The organism is Methylocella sp. (assembly GCF_041905455.1).
Lineage (GTDB): Bacteria > Pseudomonadota > Alphaproteobacteria > Rhizobiales > Beijerinckiaceae > Methylocapsa.
Genome location: NZ_JAYRLA010000017.1, coordinates 1 through 16,630 on the forward strand (window position 1 = coordinate 1; position 16,630 = coordinate 16,630).

Genomic DNA, 16,630 nt, shown 5'->3' on the forward strand with positions numbered 1-16,630 from the left:
GCTCCACTGAGCCTCGTTCAGCTCATAGCGTCGCACGCCCATCGATGCGCTCCGAATCAAAAAAATCCGCAGCCCATTGATTCCGCGCCAAACGCAAAAATGAATCCCGAATGTCGATTGGTCCTAGGTCGATCGTGATGTCCGTCATGGGACACACCTCCAGTAAGCATCGGCGCGCAAAGACGCCGGCGAGATTGATGGGAAGGTGTGACCGGCTCTCTCGCTTGCTTGCTCACTGGATGGGGTCGGCCCGATCACCTGCCGATGCGCGAAGCCCAATCAGAGCATTCCCGTCGCGCGCACGACAACCAAGGCGGAAAACCGCCCCGGTTGCAATACTCATTTTCGAGCCGACAGAACTTTCGTTTCAAGCGCCTGGGCATGAGGGCGCAGGTGCTCGACCAAGTGCTCGGCATGGACGTAGCCGCCGGAAGCGCCGGGCAGCTTCTGCCCGAGCAGCAAGGCGCTCTCGGCATAGGGAGCGCCGGCCGCGATGAACATAGTGCGGGCGAGGTGCCGGTACTCGTGCGGGCTCGGCAGCTTCTTGCGGGGCTCCTTCGGCTCCTCGACTTTGCCGCTTTCGCTCGTCGGCGACGGCCAAAGCCATTCGCTGTTCAACGGCGCATCCGTCTCAAGCCGGGCCTTCAGCATGTCCCGCAGGAAATTCCCCATCGGAAACATCATCGCCTGGTCGCTGGTCTTCATGTGCCGGAAGACGATCACGCCCCGCTCAAAATCCACATCGTCGCGGCGCACCTGCAAAAGCGAGGATCGCCTCGCGCCGGTCAACATGAACGCCCGGTGCAGGTCGCGTCGGATCGGGTTCAAGGTTTCGGTCGCCTCCCACCAGGCCGCAAGGTCGATCGCGTCGACCTCACGCCGCTTCGGAACAGGGATGCGGATCGCCGCAACCGGATTGGATGGAATGGTTTCATCCAGCCGCCGCGCCGTATTGATGACCGCCCGCAAGGTCCGCATCACGCAGATGGCGACGGTCTGTCCGTTTGAAGTACGAAGGCGGTCGTAGATGTCCCGGACCTCCGAGCGCGAGAGGTCGGCCACGGCCCTGTTCTTGATGCGGCTCAAATAATGAGTGCAGTTGTACCTATAGCTCTCGACCGTCGCCTCGCGGAAAGGCTTCTCTCCGAGGTGCGCCTCAAGCGCCTGCAAGACGGTGATGCCGGTCTCCTCCGGTCCTGCGGTCGGATCGATGCCGGATTGTATCTGGCTCATGATCGCCTTGGCCCGATTTCGAGCCTCGCGAAGGCCGATCCGGTCTGTCCGGTCGATCTTCATACGCACTGTCCGGACGTGCCTGCCGTTCCGGCGCACGTCGCCCTGGACGGCATAGGTCTTGGTGGTTGCGTGGCAGACGACCATCAGGCCTTTCACCTGTTCGTCCCGCCAAATTCCAGAGCCAGGTTTGAGGTCGCGGATGCGAGCCTCGGTCAAGTTCACGACAGCCATTTGGGTCTTCTCCGAGCACCGTGTTGAGCACCGCACGGTGATCGCCGAGGATCACCGCACGTCGCCTACGATGTCGCGTAAGACCTTGTCCGCGAACCAATAATCTCCGATAGTGCGCTGCCGGTCACCCTAGGTTCGCGCATTTCCTAAACCTGGGGTCAGGGGTTCGATTCCCTTCCGGGAGGCCAGCCGCCGCCGCGCCGCCTCAGCCGATCCCGCCGAAGCACAGATATTTCGTCTCAAGGTATTCCTCGACGCCGTAGCGCCCGCCCTCGCGTCCCAGCCCCGACTGCTTGACCCCGCCGAAGGGGGCGACCTCGTTCGAGATCAGCCCCTCGTTGATCCCGATCATGCCGGCCTCCAGCGCTTCGGCGACGCGCCAGGCCCGCGCGACGTCGCGCGTGTAGAAATAGGCGGAAAGGCCGAACTGCGTGGCGTTGGCCAGCGCGATCGCCTCCGCCTCGTCGCGGAAGCGGAACGTCGCCGCGACGGGACCGAATATCTCCTCATGCGCCAGCGCCATGTCCGGCTGCGCGCCGGTGAGCAGCGTCGGCTCGTAGAAGGTTCGGCCGAGCGCCGCGCGCCGTCCGCCGGCGATGAGCCTCGCGCCCTTCGCCAGCGCGTCGGCGACGAGCCGCTCGACCTTCTCGAGCGCGGCTTCGTTGATGAGCGGGCCTTGCGTCACGCCGGGCTCGAGGCCGTCGCCGAGCGTCAAGGTCGCCATTCTCGCCTTCAGCTTCTCGACGAAGGCGTCGTGAACGTCGTCCTGAACGAGGAAGCGGTTGACGCAGACGCAGGTCTGGCCGGAGTTGCGGAATTTCGCGGCGAGCGCGCCCTCGGCGGCGGCGTCGAGGTCGGCGTCGTCGAAGACGAGGAAGGGCGCGTCGCCGCCGAGCTCCAGGCTCACTTTCTTCACCGTGCCGGCGCATTGGCGCATCAGCAGGTGCCCGACCTGCGTCGAGCCTGTGAACGAGAGTTTTCGTACGATCGGGTTTGCGGTCAACTCGGCGCCGACGGCGGCGGCCTCGCTCGACGTCACGACGTTGACGAGGCCCGGCGGCAGGCCCGCCTGCTCGGCGAGGACGGCCAGCGCCAGCGCGCACAGCGGCGTGTCCTCGGCGGGCTTGACCACCGCCGCGCAGCCGACGGCGAGCGCCGGCGCGACTTTGCGCGTGATCATGGCGATGGGGAAGTTCCACGGCGTGATCGCCGCGACGACGCCGATCGGCTGGCGCAGGACGAGGATGCGCTGGTCCGCGCGCGGCGCCGGGACGATATCGCCATAGACGCGCTTGCCCTCCTCGGCGCACCATTCGATGAAGCTCGCGCCATAGGCGACCTCGCCGCGCGACTCTGTGAGCGGCTTGCCCTGCTCGAGCGTCATGAGCGTGGCGAGGTCATCCTGCGCCGCCATGACGAGGTCGAACCAGCGGCGCAGGATCGCGGCCCGCGCCTTCGCCGTTTGCGCGCGCCAGGCGGGCAGGGCGGCCTGCGCCGCCTCCACTGCGCGGGCCGTTTCGGCGGCGCCGAGGTCGGCGACCTCGGCGAGCGTTTCGCCGTTCGCCGGATTGACGACGGGGAAGCGGGCGCCTGAGTCCGCGCCGATCCAGCGGCCGCCGACATAAGCCTTGTCGCGGAGAAGGGCGGGATCTGCGAGCGCCGGCGTCATGGCTTTCTCCTCAATGGCGCGCCGCCGTCGGCGGGGTGCGAAACCCTCCGCGGTCGACGCCGTTCCAGCTTGCGGCCGCGCCGCTCGCCAAGGACTTTCCGCCATGCGCTTTCCGCAAACAAGCTTCGCTCTCCTTCTCGCCGGCGCGCTCATGGGCGTCGCGGGCGGCGCGCCGAGCGCGGTCTCCTGTCCCGTGTGGATCTGCAAGATGCGCGTCGACGCCAGGCCCGCGCCCGGCGGCCATTGAGCGCGGCCGGCTGAAGCGCGGCCTTGCCAGCGCCGCACGCCGCCCTATGCTGCGCCCGGGCTTGGGAGAGGGTTCATGCGCGCAGGCTGGCGAGATTTCGGGGCCCGGGTCTTCGGGGCGATCGCGATGATCGCGGCGACGTCCGCGCTTGCGCAGGGGAGCGCCGAGCCGCCGGGCGACGCCGGCCGGGGCGAGACGATCGCAAGGCGCTGGTGCGCCGCCTGCCATGTCGTCGCCGCCGACCAGACGCGGGCGGCGGCCGCCGCGCCGAGCTTCATGGCCGTCGCAGCCAGGGTGGGCTCGCCCGATTCGCTCAAGGCCTTTCTCGCCGACCCGCATCCGCTCATGCCGGACATGAGCCTGACGCGCGCCGAGATCGCCGACCTGACGGCCTATATCGTCAGCTTCAGGCGATAGAACGTCCCGGAGGTTCAGCCCGAGAGGTTCTCGGCCTCGAAATCGCCGCAGGAGCGGCCGAACTGCGCGAGCCCCTCTTCGAGATAGTCGGCAAGCAGGGGCATTCCGAGGAAATAGGCGGCGGCGCGGCCGTTCTGCGCGCGCAACGCCTCGGCGCGCAGCTCACAAGCCGGCGGGTCGTCGGTTTTCGCGCCCCGCCGACGGGCGCCGGCGCGGGAACGAAGCGCGTCGTGGCTTTGGCGCCTCACCCGCCGGGCATCGGCGCGCGCTCCCGCCAAAACGCTTGAAGGCGGCCGGAAACTACATATTCAATGTGTCGAACAGCGGCCAAGGCTCCGCCAGGAGCCGACGCGCGACGGCGTGGGCTCAACTGGCTGCGCCCACCGGGAGCCCAAGCGACATGCGTCCTCGTCCGACGGACGGCCGCCTTTCCCTCGACATCCGCCAGGCCGGGGCCCGTTCGCCCGATTCGGGCACAACGGGGCGGAGCGCGTTCGACTCGCCGCCGCGCCATGGCGCGGGCCGCCCGCCCGAGCGGGCCCTGCCATGAAAATCATCTGCATTTTCGGCACGCGGCCGGAGGCCATCAAGATGGCTCCCGTGGTGGAGGCGCTGCGCCGCGAGCCTTCGCTTGAGACGCTCGTCTGCGTCACCGGCCAGCATCGCGAGATGCTGCAGCAGGTGCTTGACCTGTTCGATCTCAAGCCCGACGTCGACCTCGACGTGATGCGTCCGAACCAGACGCTGAACGGACTGTTTTCGCGGGTGATGACCGGCGTCGACGCCGCGCTCGAGCGTCTTGGCGCCGACCGCGTGCTCGTCCACGGCGACACGACGACCGCCCTCGCCGCCGCCCTCGCCGCCTTCCACCGCCGCGTCCCGGTCGGCCATGTCGAGGCGGGCCTTCGCACCTACGACCTCGCCCAGCCCTGGCCGGAGGAGATGAACCGTCGCGGCGTCGACGTCGTCTGCGACCTCCTGTTCGCGCCGACCGCGCTCTCGGCCGAAAATCTGGCCGGCGAACGGCTCGAGGGCCGCGTCGTCGTCACCGGCAATACAGTGATCGACGCGCTCAAGGAGACGGTCGCGCGCGTCGACGCCGACCCGGCGGCGAGGGCGCGCCTCGACGCCCGGTTCGCTTTCCTCGGCAAGGGCCGCCGGCTGTTGCTTGTCACCGGCCACCGGCGCGAGAACTTCGGCCCGGGCTTCGACGAGGTGTGCGCCGCCCTCGCCGAGCTCTCGCTGCGCCCCGATCTCGAGATCGTGTATCCGGTGCACCGCAACCCCAACGTGCAGGACTCCGTGCTCTCGCAGCTCTCGGGCAGGGACAACATCCACCTGATCGAGCCGCTCTCCTATCAACCCTTCGTCGAGCTGATGCGCCGCGCCCATGTCGTCCTGACCGATTCGGGCGGCGTGCAGGAGGAGGCGCCCTCGCTCGGCAAGCCGGTGCTGGTGATGCGCGACGTGACCGAGCGCCCCGAGGCCGTCGCCGCGGGAACGGTGAGGCTCGTCGGCGCGCGGCGGGAGGCGATCGTCGCATCGGTCGCCGAGCTGTGGGACGACTCCGGCGCCTACGCGCGCTTCGCGCGCAGCGTCAATCCTTATGGCGACGGGGCCGCGTCGGCGCGCATCGCCGCCGCCCTCGCAGGCCGTCCGTTCGAGCCCTTCGACCCGACGCGGACGGCCGGCGCAACGCAGCGAAAGCTTTCACCATGACCGCATATTCGCCGTCCCGCCTCGCGCTTCTCCTCGCCGGGCTCGCGTCGGCCGCCGCCTCGTCCACGGCGTTCGCGGCGGACGACGCGACGGCCGCTTTCCGGGCGCTGGCCGAAAAGACCATCGTCGAGCGCACCTTGACGCTGCGCGAGCTCGGCCTCACCGACCCGATCGTGCTTCGTTCCTTCGATTCGCGGCGCGAGATCTATATTCCGACGCCGGCCGGCCTGCCGCTGATCGAGCCGACGCTCCAGTTCAAGGGCCGCTATCTGCGCGCCGACGGCGGCCGCACCACCTTCGTCCTGTCCATCGACGGCTATCCCGTCGCCGCGCGCGCGCCCAACCTCGACGCCGGCGGCGTCGACATCCTCCTCGGCGTCGACGGGACGCCGCGTCCCAGCGGCTTCGTGCGGCTCGGCGCCGCCTGGGCCTCGGCGATCGACACGGAGCTTTGCGGCGACCAGCGCAGCATCGGCAACGTCTTCCAGATCGACGCGGACACGAGCCTCACCTTCTCCTTCGACGCCTCGAAGATCGACAGCCTCGTGACGGCGTGGTCGGCCATGTCGGTCACGCCCGTCCTTCTGGTGCCGGGACGGACCCTTTCGGCCGAATCCTACGACGCCGCCTGGCGGCTCGCGCTGGCGCTGGAGCGCGCCGGCAAACGGCCGACGATCATCGCGCTGCCCGCCGTCGGCGACGAGGTCGAGCTCGCGGGGCTCAAGATTCCCGACGGCCTCGCCGGCCTGCCCTCCTTCGCCGCGCTGAAGGGCGAGGGGCGTCATCGCCTCGCCTCGCCGGGCGAGGTCGGCGCCTTCGTCGCGCTCGGCGGCGCGACGGCCCAGGTCGCCGTCTCCGACGCGGCGATGATCGCCTCGCTCGGCGCCGCCCTCGACGCGCTCGCCGCCGAGGCCGCCGCCGCCGGCGCGCAGGACGCTTTCGGCCGCTGGCGCGAAAAGGCGATGACGCTCGCCGTCCCGCAGCCGCGCGACGCCATCGCGCTGGCGACTTTCGCCGGAGCGCCGATAGGGGCGGTCGGCGTCGACGCGGCGCCGAAGGCCGCGGATCTTTTCAGCGCCTACTGGCGCGACGTCCTGATCTCCCGCAAGCTCGCGATCCGCGCCGCCGAGCTGCCGGGCCGCGAGGAGCGCGTCGTCTCGCTCGCCGCGCTCGGCGGCGTTCCGAAGTCGCTCGACGCCGTGTCGAGCGCGGACTGGACGGCGAATTTCGATCTTGGCGCGGTCGCGACCTATGGCGGAGCGCCGCGCGAGCTGCTGATCGACGTGGCCGCGGCGCCGGGCGCCTCGACGTCCGATCCGGTCGCCTCCGTGTTCCTCAACGATTTCCTCCTCGCCGCCCGCCGCCTCACGGCGAACGGCCAGCCCGAACGGATCACGGCGACGGTGCCTTCCTTCGCGCTGCGCGCCGTCAACACGCTGAAGGTGAGCTTCCAGCGCCAGCCGGTCAGCGACCGCTGCCGCGACACGCCGCAGCCCTTTCCCGTCGCCGTGCTGCCGTCGAGCGCGGCGAGGCTGGGGCCGCTGCCCGACGACAGCGGCTTCCTCGGCGTGCGCGCGCGCCTTGGCGGCGGCGCCGACCTGATCATCCCCTCGACCTTCCTTTCCGACGCGCCGGCGACGCTCGCCAATGTCGAGCGGCTCGCCGCCGCCGCCGGCCTTTCGCCGCAGAACGCGACGCTGGTCGTCGCGCCGGCGCAGCCCGGCGCCGCCCCGCCGACCGCCGCCCCGCCGTCGAAGCCTTTCCTCGCGATCGACGTCGCGCTGCCGCAAGGCGCCTCGTCGCCGCATGTCATGGTCGACGGCGACCGGCTGAAGCTGTCCGCGCGTCCCGGCGAGACTCTCCTCGACATATCCGGCGTCGGGCGGCTCGCCGTCGCCGAAGTCGCGCAGGTCGGTTCAGTCGCCGGCGTGAGCGTTCAGCAGGTCGGGGCCGAGCCGCCGCGGTTCGAGGAGCCGTTCCTGCTGGCCGAGGGCGACGTCGCGGTGTTGACCGACGCGGGCGTCGCCGCCCATTTTGACAGCGCCAACCCGGGCGCCGTGAAGGCGGCGGACGCGCAGTCGCCGGAAGGCCTCACGCGCGGCCTCAAGGTCTTCGCCAACTGGGAGACGGCCGCCGTCGTCGGCGTGATCGTCTTCTTCGGGGTTCTGTTCCTTCTCGCCCGCGCGGCGCGTCGGCGCTCGCGCGATTGAGAACCCGATGCGGGACTGGCTCACGGAGATTCTCGGCGGAACGCTTTACGCGCCTTTTCTGATCGCGCGCTACTACGGCTGGCTCGAGATCGGCGTCGTCGCCTGCGCGCTGTTCATCTTCGCCTCGAGCGTCGACGATCTTTTCGTCGACGCGGTCTACTGGTGGCGCAAGGCGGCGCAAAAACTGCGCGGGCGCGCGGAGCCGCATCCCGACGCCGCGGCGGTCGCCGCCAAGCCCGAGCAGCCGCTCGCCGTCATGGTGCCGGCCTGGCTCGAATATGACGTCATCGCGGCGATGATCGAGAACGCCGCGGCGACGCTCGACTACGCCCGCTACACGGTCTTCGTCGGCGTCTACGTCAACGACGCGCGCACCATCGCCGAGGTCGAGCGCGTGCGCCGGCGCTTCCGCCATGTCGTGCAGGTGACGGTCCCTCATCCCGGCCCGACCTGCAAGTCGGATTGCCTCAACTTCATCGTCGAGGCGATCCTCGCGCATGAGAAGGCCCACGGCCTCGCCTTCGCCGGCGCGATCCTGCACGACAGCGAGGACGTGCTGCATCCGCTCGAGCTGCGGCTGTTCAACTATCTGCTGCCCGAGAAAGACATGATCCAGCTTCCGGTCATGTCGCTCGAGCGCGAGTGGTACGAGCTGATCGGCGCGACCTACATGGACGATTTCGCCGAATGGCACGGCAAGGACATGCTGGTGCGCGAGGCGCTCACCGGCGCGGTGCTGTCGGCCGGCGTCGGCACCTGCTTCTCGCGCCGCGCCCTCGCCACGCTGTCGGAGAAGACCGGCGGCCAGCCGTTCAACACCTCCGTCCTGACGGAGGACTACGACATTTCGCTGCGGCTCGGCTCGCAGGGCATGACCTCGACCTTTTGCCGCTTTCCGGTCACGTACGAGGTGAACCGGCGCGGCTGGATCGACCCCTCCCGGTCGAAGACCGTGACGTTCACGGCGCCGCTCAGCGTGCGCGAGTTCTTCCCCGACACGTTTCGCACGGCCTACCGCCAGAAGGCGCGCTGGACGCTCGGCATCGCCTTCCAGGGCTGGCGCCAGCTCGGCTGGCGAGGCTCCCTCGCCGACCGCTATTTCCTCTATCGCGACCGCAAGGGGACGGTCGCCTTCCTCGTCATCGGCGCGGCCTATGTGCTCACCGCCCAGATCCTTTTCCTTTTCTTCTCCGCAGAGGCGGGCTACTGGCCGGACCGGTTTCCCTCGATTTTCGCCACCCATCCCTGGCTTGGCGCGATCCTCGCGGCGGACGGCGCCTTTCTGATCCTGCGCGCCGCGCAGCGCTATTATTTCACCAGCATCCTCTACGGCCGCCGGCACGGCCTTCTGTCGATCCCGCGTATCTTCGTCGCCAATCTGGTCAATTTCGCCGCGACCTTGCGGGCGTGGAAGCTGTTCCTCGGCAACGTCTTCACCGGCAAGCCGATCGGCTGGGACAAGACGATGCACGACTTCCCGACGACCGAGGGCCGCCATCACGGCCTCGACGACGAGACCATCGCCGAGGCCGTCGCCTTCGAGACCGGTTTCCCGCGCGTCGAGCTTCGGGCCGAGGAGGTCCGCGCGGCGATCGCCGAAATCGACGCGCCGGCCTTCGCGCGCTATGGCGCCGCGCCGTTCCGGCCGCAGGAGGACGGCGCCGTCTCCTTCGCGATCGCCTTCCCGTTGTCGGACGACGCGCAGTCCGAGCTTCTCGCCCTGCTCGGCGAGGAGCCGCGCCTTCGCGTCGCGCGCGAAAGCGAGGTCGCCGCCGCGCTCCGCCTCATCGGCGGCGACGCCGACGCCTTCGCCGACATCGCCTTCGCGCGCGAGCCGCTGATCGGCGACGTTCTGATCCAGGCGGGGCTCGTCGAGCTGGCGAAGCTCGACGAGGCCTTCGAGGACTATGAGCCGGAGCGGGACGGCTCCATGGGCGCCCATCTGATGCGTTGCGGCGCGCTCTCGTCCGCCGTGCTGCGCGCCGCGCTGGAGCGCCGCGCGGCGGCCGCCCCTGCGGAGCCGACATGAGCGCGCGCCCGACGCTGCGCGGCCTCGCCGGGGCGCTCCTTTGCGCCTGCGCGGCTTTCGGCCCCATCGCCCTTGGCGCTGCGCCCGCGGCGGCGCAGGACGACGCCGCGCCGCTGCCGCTCAGCGGGCCGGCCTATGTCCGCGCCAGGGCGGCGCAGGAGGCGCTCGCGCGGGGCGACTACGCCGAAGCGGTCGACGACGCGCGCGAAGGGCTGCGCCAGCGCCCTGACTCGGCCGAGCTGCGCCTGCTGCTGGTGCAGGCGCTCGAAGCGGCGGGCAGAGCCGACGAAGCCGTCGAGGCCGGCGCCGGCTTCGTCGCCGCGGGCGACCGCAGCCGCGCGATGCTGAGCCAGCTGGCGGCGGCGCGCCGGGCGCTTGATCAGGCGCGCCGCGGGGCCGCCGCGCCGAAGCCGCCGCCGGCGGCGCAAGGGGCGATTGAATTCTCATCCGCCGCGGACGCGGCGCAGAGCGCGGGCGCGGCCTTCGCGCGCGGCGATTATCCCGCGGCGCTGGCGGCGGCGGAGGCGGCGCGAAGTCTCGCCCCCGATGCTTTCGGGACGCTGCGCGACGACATGAAGGCGGCGATCGACGCGACGACGCCGGCGACCGAGCAGCCGGCCTATCAGGCCGCCGCCGCCGCCTACGCAGCGTTCGCGCGGCGCGATTTTTCCGGCGCGCGGGCGGCGGCCGCCGAGGCCGCCCGGCTCGACCCCGCCTACCGCGCCCTTCTGGCCCGCATCGAGGCGGCGGCGCGCGCGCCGGCTTCGCCGCCGCCGTCGCCCGCCTATCGCGCCGCCGCGGCCGCCTACAAGGCCTTCGCCGCGCATGAGTATCGGGCCGCCGCGCGCGGCGCGGCGCAAGCCGTTCGGTTCGAGCCGACGAACCGCGCCTACCGCGCGCTGCTCGTCGACGCCTTGAGCGCGAGCGGCGATCTCGCCGGCGCCGAGGCCGCGGCCGACGCCGCGCTCAGGGCGTTCGGGCGCGAGGCCCATCTCTTCGCCGCGCGCGGCTATATCCGTCAGAAGCTCGGGCGCTTCGGCGGGGCGGCGCAGGATTTTTCGGACGCGCTCGCGCTGCGCGCGGGCTCGCCCGCGGAGCGTGAGGGCTGGCGCCTGGCTCTGGCCGGAGCGCTGACCGCAGCCGGCCGGCCGCAGGAGGCGCTCGACGCGCTGGCGCCGCTTCCGCCCACGGCGCGAACGCTGCTCGCGCGCGCCGCGGCGCTGAAGGCGTTGCGCCGCGACGAGGAGGCGCTCGCCGCCTTCGCGCAGGCGCAGGCGGCGGCGCGGACGAAGAACGAACGCCTCGACGCGTTGCGCGGGCGCATAGACGTCCTCGCCGCGCTTAAACGCGCGGACGAGGCGCGCGCGCTGTTCGACGAGGCGCTCGCGCAAGGCGCTCTCGCGGATCTGTCCAGGGTCGACTTCGCCTATCTCGCGGCGCGGGCCGGCGACAACGCCCGCGCGGCGCGGGCCTTCGGCGAGGCGCGCGCGGCCGGCGCGCTGCCGCCGCGCGCCAATCTCGACGCCGGCTACGCCGCCATGCGCGCCTTCGACAACGACGCCGCCGTCTCCTTCTTTGAGGCCGGCGTCGACGCCGCGCGCGCCGGCGAATTTCCGGCGACCGAGCAGGAGATCTTCCAGATCCGCCGCCAGATCGCCGATCTCGACCGCACATGGGGCGTCAACGCCATGGCGAGCTACGGCAAGGTCGGAGTGACGCCGGGCTCGGCGCTCGCGCCGATCACCGCGGCCGGCGCGGTCGCCCAGGTCGGCGCCGAGCTCTACTGGCGCCCGCCCGTAATCGGCTATCGCGACCGCGCGACCTTCGAGCTGTTCGTGCGTTCATTCCAGACGCTCTACGACGAGAACAACGGCCCGACCGGCTGGAGGACCAACCAGACCGCGGCGGGCGCGAGGTGGAAGCCGTTCGGAGACTATAATGTCGTGTTCGAGGCGGCGCGGGTGTTCGGCCTCGGCGACGCGGCCTCCTCCAACTGGATGCTGCGCGCGGCTTTTTCGCAGGGAGAAGGGCTCGACCTGCGCGTCGACGAGCCCTCGTGGCTGATGTGGAACGTCAATGCGGAGGCGGTGCATTATTTCGAGAGCGAGGAGACGATCGTCAACGCCGAGGGAAGGATCGGCCAGAGCTTCCGCGTCGACGGGATCGGCGACGGCCTCGTGCTCACGCCCTATTGGGTGCTCGGCGGCGGCTATGACAACGTCTTCAGCGAACCGACGGCGATCGGCACGGGGCCGGGGCTTTCGGCGCGGCTATGGTTCCGCGGCGACGCCTATCACGCGCCGCGCTCCTTCGTCGAGGCCAGCGTGCAATATCGCGTCCCGCTCGCCGGCGGCGAGCGCGCCCGCGGGCTGTTCGCCCAGCTGAGCGTCTCCTATTGATCCCGCCCGAGCGCATCTCGCGTCGGCCGCGGGCCGCCAAAGCTCAATTGCCGGCGGTCCCGCTAACGCTATCCTATCGGTTGTCGCGGCATAAAGCCGGCGCAGGCCGCATTCACAGGATAAAGACGATGGCGCGCGCATTTTCGTTCAGTCTCGCCGCGGCGCTGGCGTTCGCGACGCCGCCGGCGCTTGGCGCTCCGGACGACGGCGGCCGGGAGACGCTCCAGCCCGACGCCGGCAAGAGCTCCTGCGTCGAGGGGGTCGTCTGGCAGCCGGACAATGCGACGATCGACCCAAAAGGACAATGGGACAAGCTCGGCGCCGACACGCTGCTGGTGCAATGGACCGTCGTCGACGGCATGGCGTTCGTCCCGGGCGCCGGCCTGCCGGGCATTCCGAAAAAGCCGGACTGGCGGCGCGTCGCCGGCGAGCCCTGGGCCAAGCGGGTCATTCTCGGACTCGCCGGCGTCTATTCGGAGCCGCTCGCCCGCGCCAGCGTGAGAAAGCTCGTCGCGCTTTCGGAGCGGATCGCCGCGCTGCCGACGCCGCTCAACGTCGCGGGCTATTATTTCCCGGTCGAAGCCGATCCGACCTGGACGAAGACGCAGGAGTTCGGGCGGCTTCTCGACTCCCTGCCGCGCCCGCTGTGGGTCAGCGCCTATACGGCGGGCGACCTCGAGCCGGCGCAATTCGCCGAGTGGGTCGCGGGCTGGCTGCCGCGCGACGTCGGCCTGTTCTTCCAGGACGGCGTCGGCGCGCATGGCCGCACCTCCGCCGAAGCGGCCGCCTACGCCGCGGCGCTCGCCAAACGGCTTGGGCCTTCCCGCCTCGCCGTCATCGTCGAAGCCTTCCGTCCGGCGGTCGGGGGCGGCTTCAGGCCGACCACGGCGAACGAGCTGAAGCCGCAGATCGCCGCGACGCAGGCCTATCGGCAATTTCTGTTCGACGGCCCGCATTATGTTCCGTCGGGCGTGGTGGACGCGCTGACCTGCCGCTGAAGGCGCGCCCCGCCATGAGGTCCGGCGCGTCTCAGGCGCCGGGGCGGAGCTCGCGCAGGAGCGCGACGAGCGCTTCGGCGGCGGGCGTGGACGAGGCCGGATTCTGCCCCGTCACAAGCAGGCCGTCGCGCACGACGTGCGGCGCCCAGTCGGCGGCCTTCGAGTAGATCCCGCCCTTCGCCTTCAGCTCGTCCTCGACGAGGAAGGGCACGACGCCGGTCAGCCCGACGGCCTCCTCCTCCGCATCCGAGAAGCCGGTGACGTTGCGGCCCTTCACCAGCGGCCCGCCGTCGGCGCCTTTCACGCGCCGGAGCGCGCCCGGGGCGTGACAGACGAAGGCGGCCGGCTTGCCCGCGCCGGCGAAGGACTCGATCAGGCCGATCGAGTCGGCGTCCTCGGCGAGGTCCCACAATGGGCCATGGCCGCCGGGATAGAAGACGGCGTCGAAGTCCTCCGGCTTGACGTCCGCAAGTCGACGCGTCGCGGCGAGCGCCGCCTTCGCCGCGGGATCGGCGTCGAACCGGCGCGTCGCGTCCGTCTGCGAGCCGGGCTCCGAGCTTTTCGGGTCGAGCGGCGGCTGTCCGCCCTTCGGCGAGGCCAGCGTGATCCGGGCGCCCGCGTCCTTGAACGCGTAATAGGGCGCGGCGAACTCCTCGAGCCAGAAGCCGGTCTTGCGGCCGGTGTCGCCAAGCTGGTCGTGCGAGGTGAGGACCATCAGGATTTTCATTCGACTCTTCTCCATGACGCCAAGGCGCCGCGCGACGACGACGCTTTCGCATAAAGTCGGCGTCGCGGCCATTGCAACGCCCACGATTTCAATTCTTTCGCGATATGAACGCCCAAATGCTATGATCGGCGCCGCCCTACGGGAGGATGCGCGATGAGCGATGAAGAGCAAGGCCTTCCCGCGCTCGGGCGGCGCGGCCTGCTGCTTGGCGGCGGGGTTCTGGCGGGGTTGGCGGCGGCCGGAGGCCGGCCGGCTGGCGCGGCGCCGGCGGGGCTCGCCGGCATGGGCGTTTCGGCGCAGCCGCTGACCTCGCCGATCGTTACTGGAATCGGCAGCGCGCCGCTCAACGGCTATGTCTACCGCGCAGTCGGCATGTATGAATTTCTGCCGTTCAATCCGGCCGCGGCCAAGACATGGGGAGGGCAGGGCGTCTATTCCGCCAATGTTGGAACATCCATGCGGGCGTGCGTCGACATTCCTTCGGGCGCGCTCGTCGCCGACGTCGAATATTACGTCTACAACTCTTCGGCGAACCAGACCGTATGCGATTCCTACCTCTATGTTCCGGGCCTGGGGACGATCTCCAGCGTCGGCGCGTCAGCCCTCGTTCCCGGCGGGGGCTCGAGCATAGGCGCCTATCGCGCCGCCGTCTCCATGCAGGGGCCGTATCCCCTCGGCGCCAAGCTTTATGTCAGCATCGGCACGCCTGCCGACGGCACGATCCAGATCAACGGCGCGCGCGTCGGGCTCCTGCTCGGCGGCGGCCAACTCGCGGCGCAGCCCAAGCAGGTCCGCGTCTATGACACGACAGCCGGCGGCGGCGCGATCGCGACGGGAGAGACCCGCTCCGTGACCCTGCCGGCGTCCTATCTTCCTCCGGGAACGACCGCCGTCATTCTAGATGTTACGACGAGCGGGGCGTCGGCCGCGGGCAATCTGAAGGTGTTCGGCTCGTCGTCGCCGCCGTCGTCGCCGAACGTCTACTACGGCGCCGGCGTCACCTCGGCGGCCGAGATCACGGTCGCCGTCAGTCCCAACCGCAAGGTGAAGATTCTGGCGAGCCGCACGACGCATGCGGCGCTCGACATCGTTGGGACGATCGCCTGACGGGGCGCAGCGCAGCTTAACGCATCGCGAAAAGCTCCTGGTGGAAGCGCCGCTGCACGGGAAATCCCTTCGCGGCGAAATCGCGCCGCAGCGCGGCGCCGAACGCGGCTGGGCCGCAAAACCAGATGCTCGCCTCGGCCCAGTCCGGGACGTGTTCCCGAATCCGCTCGCCCGTCAGGCGTCCGTCGCGCGCGTCGACGAGGATATGCAGGCGCACGTCGGCCTCGGCGGCGTCGGCGGCGAGGCTTTCGAGCGCCGCTTCGTCGATCTCGGCGGTGGTGTGATAGAGATAGGCGCGCTGGCAGGACGGCCAGTCGGGCGCGTCCCTTTGCAGCGCCATGTGCTTGAGCCGGGCGAGAAAGGGCGTGACGCCGGCGCCGGCGCCGATCCAGATCTGCCGCGGACGGTCGTCGTCGAAGGTGAAGCAGCCGTAGGGGCCCTCCACGATCGTCGGCATGCCGACGCGAAGCTTCTCGTGCAGCCGGCGCGTGTAGTCGCCGAGCTCCTTGATGACGAAGGTCACGGTTCGCTCGTCTGGGCGCCAGGCGGAGGCGATGGTGTAGGGATGCCCGCCTTCGGCCGCGTCGGCGATCTTGAAGGCGAACTGTCCGGCCGCATGGCCGGGCCAGCCCTTTTCCAGCGCGATCGTCGTCTCCAGCGCGCGCACGCCGGGATAATACTGGAGGGCGACGATCTCGCCCTTGACCCTGCGCCGCGCCCCGACGAGCCCCAGAAGGGCGATCGCGACCGCCGCGGCGCCGCCCGCCAGCAGCGGCGCGGTCAGCCAGCCGATCGGCTGGCTCCAGTAGCGGAAGCGCGTCAGCGCGAGGGCGTGGAAGGCGAGCGCCAGAAAGGCGAGCGCGATCAGGCGGTGGGTGCGGGCGAACGGCCGATAGGGGAAAGCGGGGGAGAGCGCCAGCGCGATCAGCGCCGCAAGGCCGTAGAACGCCCATTCGCCGGCGCTTGCGGCGGGTCCGCGCAGGCCGGCGAGAAAGGCCTCGACCGGGCCGCCCGGCGGCGGACGCCCGCCGCGCGCGCCGCGCTCGATCCAGCCGAGTTCGACGGCCCACGGCGGCGCCTTCGCCCAGAGCCAATGGACGACGCCGACGGCGAGCGTCGCGACGCCGAGCCATTTATGCAGGCGATACATCTTGTCGAGGCCGCCGAACCATTTCTCCGGCCAGCGCGGGCGCAGCGCCAGCATCGTCGCCGCCGCCATGCAGCCGATGGCGAGGAGGCCGGTGAGCTGAAGCATCGCCGCGCGCCAGGCGAAGAGGGTCTGCGGCGGAAGCGCCGCCGCCTCGGCCAGCAGCCAGGCCAGCGTCAGGAGCGCGAGAAATCCCCACAGCGTCAGCTTCGCGTTCCGCATGAGCTTCTCCGCGCGTTCGGTCCGATTCCGCCGGAGCCGCCCGGCTCGTCCATCGCGCGTCCGCCGCGCCCTGAAGACAGGCCAGCGTCGCGTCGGCGCCTGACACGGGGCGACGCCGACGCCGCTCCGGGCCGCCTCGCGGCGGGGCGATCTTAGCCGGCGCTCCGGGCGCGGCAAGGCGCGGCCGGGCGTGCCGCCGCCGGCGGCCCGCGGCGGGGTGGATAAAGCGTTCGAGCCCTTGCGTCCCGCGCGGCTTTGCTGCGTTTTGCCGA

Annotated in this window: 14 protein-coding genes and 1 tRNA gene; 9 read left to right on the forward strand and 6 right to left on the reverse strand. The window is 70.7% G+C overall.

All coding sequences use genetic code 11. The features are described 5' to 3' along the window. Positions 1 to 22: 22 nt before the first annotated feature. Positions 23 to 148 (reverse strand): hypothetical protein, encoded by a 126-nt coding sequence (locus ACE3OG_RS13420; RefSeq protein WP_374309463.1) that lies wholly within the window; start codon positions 146 to 148, stop codon positions 23 to 25. Between the two features lie 191 nt (positions 149 to 339). Continuing rightward, positions 340 to 1,467 (reverse strand): integrase arm-type DNA-binding domain-containing protein, encoded by a 1,128-nt coding sequence (locus ACE3OG_RS13425; protein WP_374309465.1) that lies wholly within the window; start codon positions 1,465 to 1,467, stop codon positions 340 to 342. Between the two features lie 104 nt (positions 1,468 to 1,571). Here ACE3OG_RS13425 and ACE3OG_RS13430 point away from each other — a divergent pair. After that, positions 1,572 to 1,655: transfer RNA gene (locus ACE3OG_RS13430), tRNA-OTHER, on the forward strand. Between the two features lie 17 nt (positions 1,656 to 1,672). Here ACE3OG_RS13430 and ACE3OG_RS13435 read toward each other — a convergent pair. Then, positions 1,673 to 3,136: an NAD-dependent succinate-semialdehyde dehydrogenase gene (locus ACE3OG_RS13435; RefSeq protein ID WP_374309467.1), complete on the reverse strand. Its 1,464-nt coding sequence runs from the start codon at positions 3,134 to 3,136 to the stop codon at positions 1,673 to 1,675. Positions 3,137 to 3,239: 103 nt separating this feature from the next. On the opposite strand from ACE3OG_RS13435, the gene ACE3OG_RS13440 reads away from it, so the two are divergent. Together ACE3OG_RS13440 and ACE3OG_RS13445 are read left to right on the forward strand one after the other, a co-directional pair. Beyond that, on the forward strand, positions 3,240 to 3,383 hold the full coding sequence (locus tag ACE3OG_RS13440; protein WP_374309469.1) for a hypothetical protein: 144 nt from the start codon (positions 3,240 to 3,242) through the stop codon (positions 3,381 to 3,383). Positions 3,384 to 3,458: 75 nt separating this feature from the next. Continuing rightward, the gene (locus ACE3OG_RS13445) at positions 3,459 to 3,800 is read left to right on the forward strand and encodes a c-type cytochrome (RefSeq protein WP_374309471.1); all 342 of its coding nucleotides are present in this window, start codon (positions 3,459 to 3,461) and stop codon (positions 3,798 to 3,800) included. A 14-nt stretch (positions 3,801 to 3,814) separates the two neighbouring features. On the opposite strand, the gene ACE3OG_RS13450 is transcribed toward ACE3OG_RS13445, so the two are convergent. After that, a complete protein-coding gene (locus ACE3OG_RS13450; protein WP_374309473.1) occupies positions 3,815 to 4,048 on the reverse strand; it encodes a DUF3775 domain-containing protein in 234 nt (77 codons plus the stop codon). Between the two features lie 298 nt (positions 4,049 to 4,346). Here ACE3OG_RS13450 and wecB point away from each other — a divergent pair, with 298 nt between their 5' ends. From wecB to ACE3OG_RS13475, 5 genes are all read left to right on the forward strand, one after another. Then, positions 4,347 to 5,519, forward strand: a complete 1,173-nt coding sequence (gene wecB / locus ACE3OG_RS13455) for a non-hydrolyzing UDP-N-acetylglucosamine 2-epimerase (RefSeq protein ID WP_374309475.1) — start codon at positions 4,347 to 4,349, stop codon at positions 5,517 to 5,519. Beyond that, positions 5,516 to 7,729, forward strand: a complete 2,214-nt coding sequence (locus tag ACE3OG_RS13460; RefSeq protein WP_374309477.1) for a hypothetical protein — start codon at positions 5,516 to 5,518, stop codon at positions 7,727 to 7,729. Before wecB ends, ACE3OG_RS13460 begins: the two co-directional genes overlap by 4 nt. A 7-nt stretch (positions 7,730 to 7,736) precedes the next feature. Next, entirely contained in the window at positions 7,737 to 9,758 is a 2,022-nt protein-coding gene (locus ACE3OG_RS13465) for a glycosyl transferase family protein (protein ID WP_374309479.1), read from the forward strand. Continuing rightward, a complete protein-coding gene (locus ACE3OG_RS13470) occupies positions 9,755 to 12,157 on the forward strand; it encodes a tetratricopeptide repeat protein (RefSeq protein WP_374309481.1) in 2,403 nt (800 codons plus the stop codon). Before ACE3OG_RS13465 ends, ACE3OG_RS13470 begins: the two co-directional genes overlap by 4 nt. Positions 12,158 to 12,285: 128 nt before the next feature. Next, the gene (locus tag ACE3OG_RS13475) at positions 12,286 to 13,155 is read left to right on the forward strand and encodes a hypothetical protein (protein WP_374309483.1); all 870 of its coding nucleotides are present in this window, start codon (positions 12,286 to 12,288) and stop codon (positions 13,153 to 13,155) included. Positions 13,156 to 13,186: 31 nt separating this feature from the next. On the opposite strand, the gene ACE3OG_RS13480 is transcribed toward ACE3OG_RS13475, so the two are convergent. Further along, entirely contained in the window at positions 13,187 to 13,882 is a 696-nt protein-coding gene (locus tag ACE3OG_RS13480; RefSeq protein WP_374309485.1) for a type 1 glutamine amidotransferase domain-containing protein, read from the reverse strand. Positions 13,883 to 14,035: 153 nt separating this feature from the next. Between ACE3OG_RS13480 and ACE3OG_RS13485 the strand changes: the two genes are divergently transcribed. Next, positions 14,036 to 14,989 carry a hypothetical protein gene (locus ACE3OG_RS13485; RefSeq protein ID WP_374309487.1) on the forward strand — a complete coding sequence of 318 codons (954 nt, stop codon included), beginning with the start codon at positions 14,036 to 14,038 and terminating at the stop codon, positions 14,987 to 14,989. Positions 14,990 to 15,005: 16 nt separating this feature from the next. On the opposite strand, the gene ACE3OG_RS13490 is transcribed toward ACE3OG_RS13485, so the two are convergent. Next, complete coding sequence (locus ACE3OG_RS13490; RefSeq protein WP_374309489.1) at positions 15,006 to 16,358, reverse strand: ferric reductase-like transmembrane domain-containing protein; 1,353 nt, start codon at positions 16,356 to 16,358, stop codon at positions 15,006 to 15,008. Positions 16,359 to 16,630: the final 272 nt, after the last annotated feature.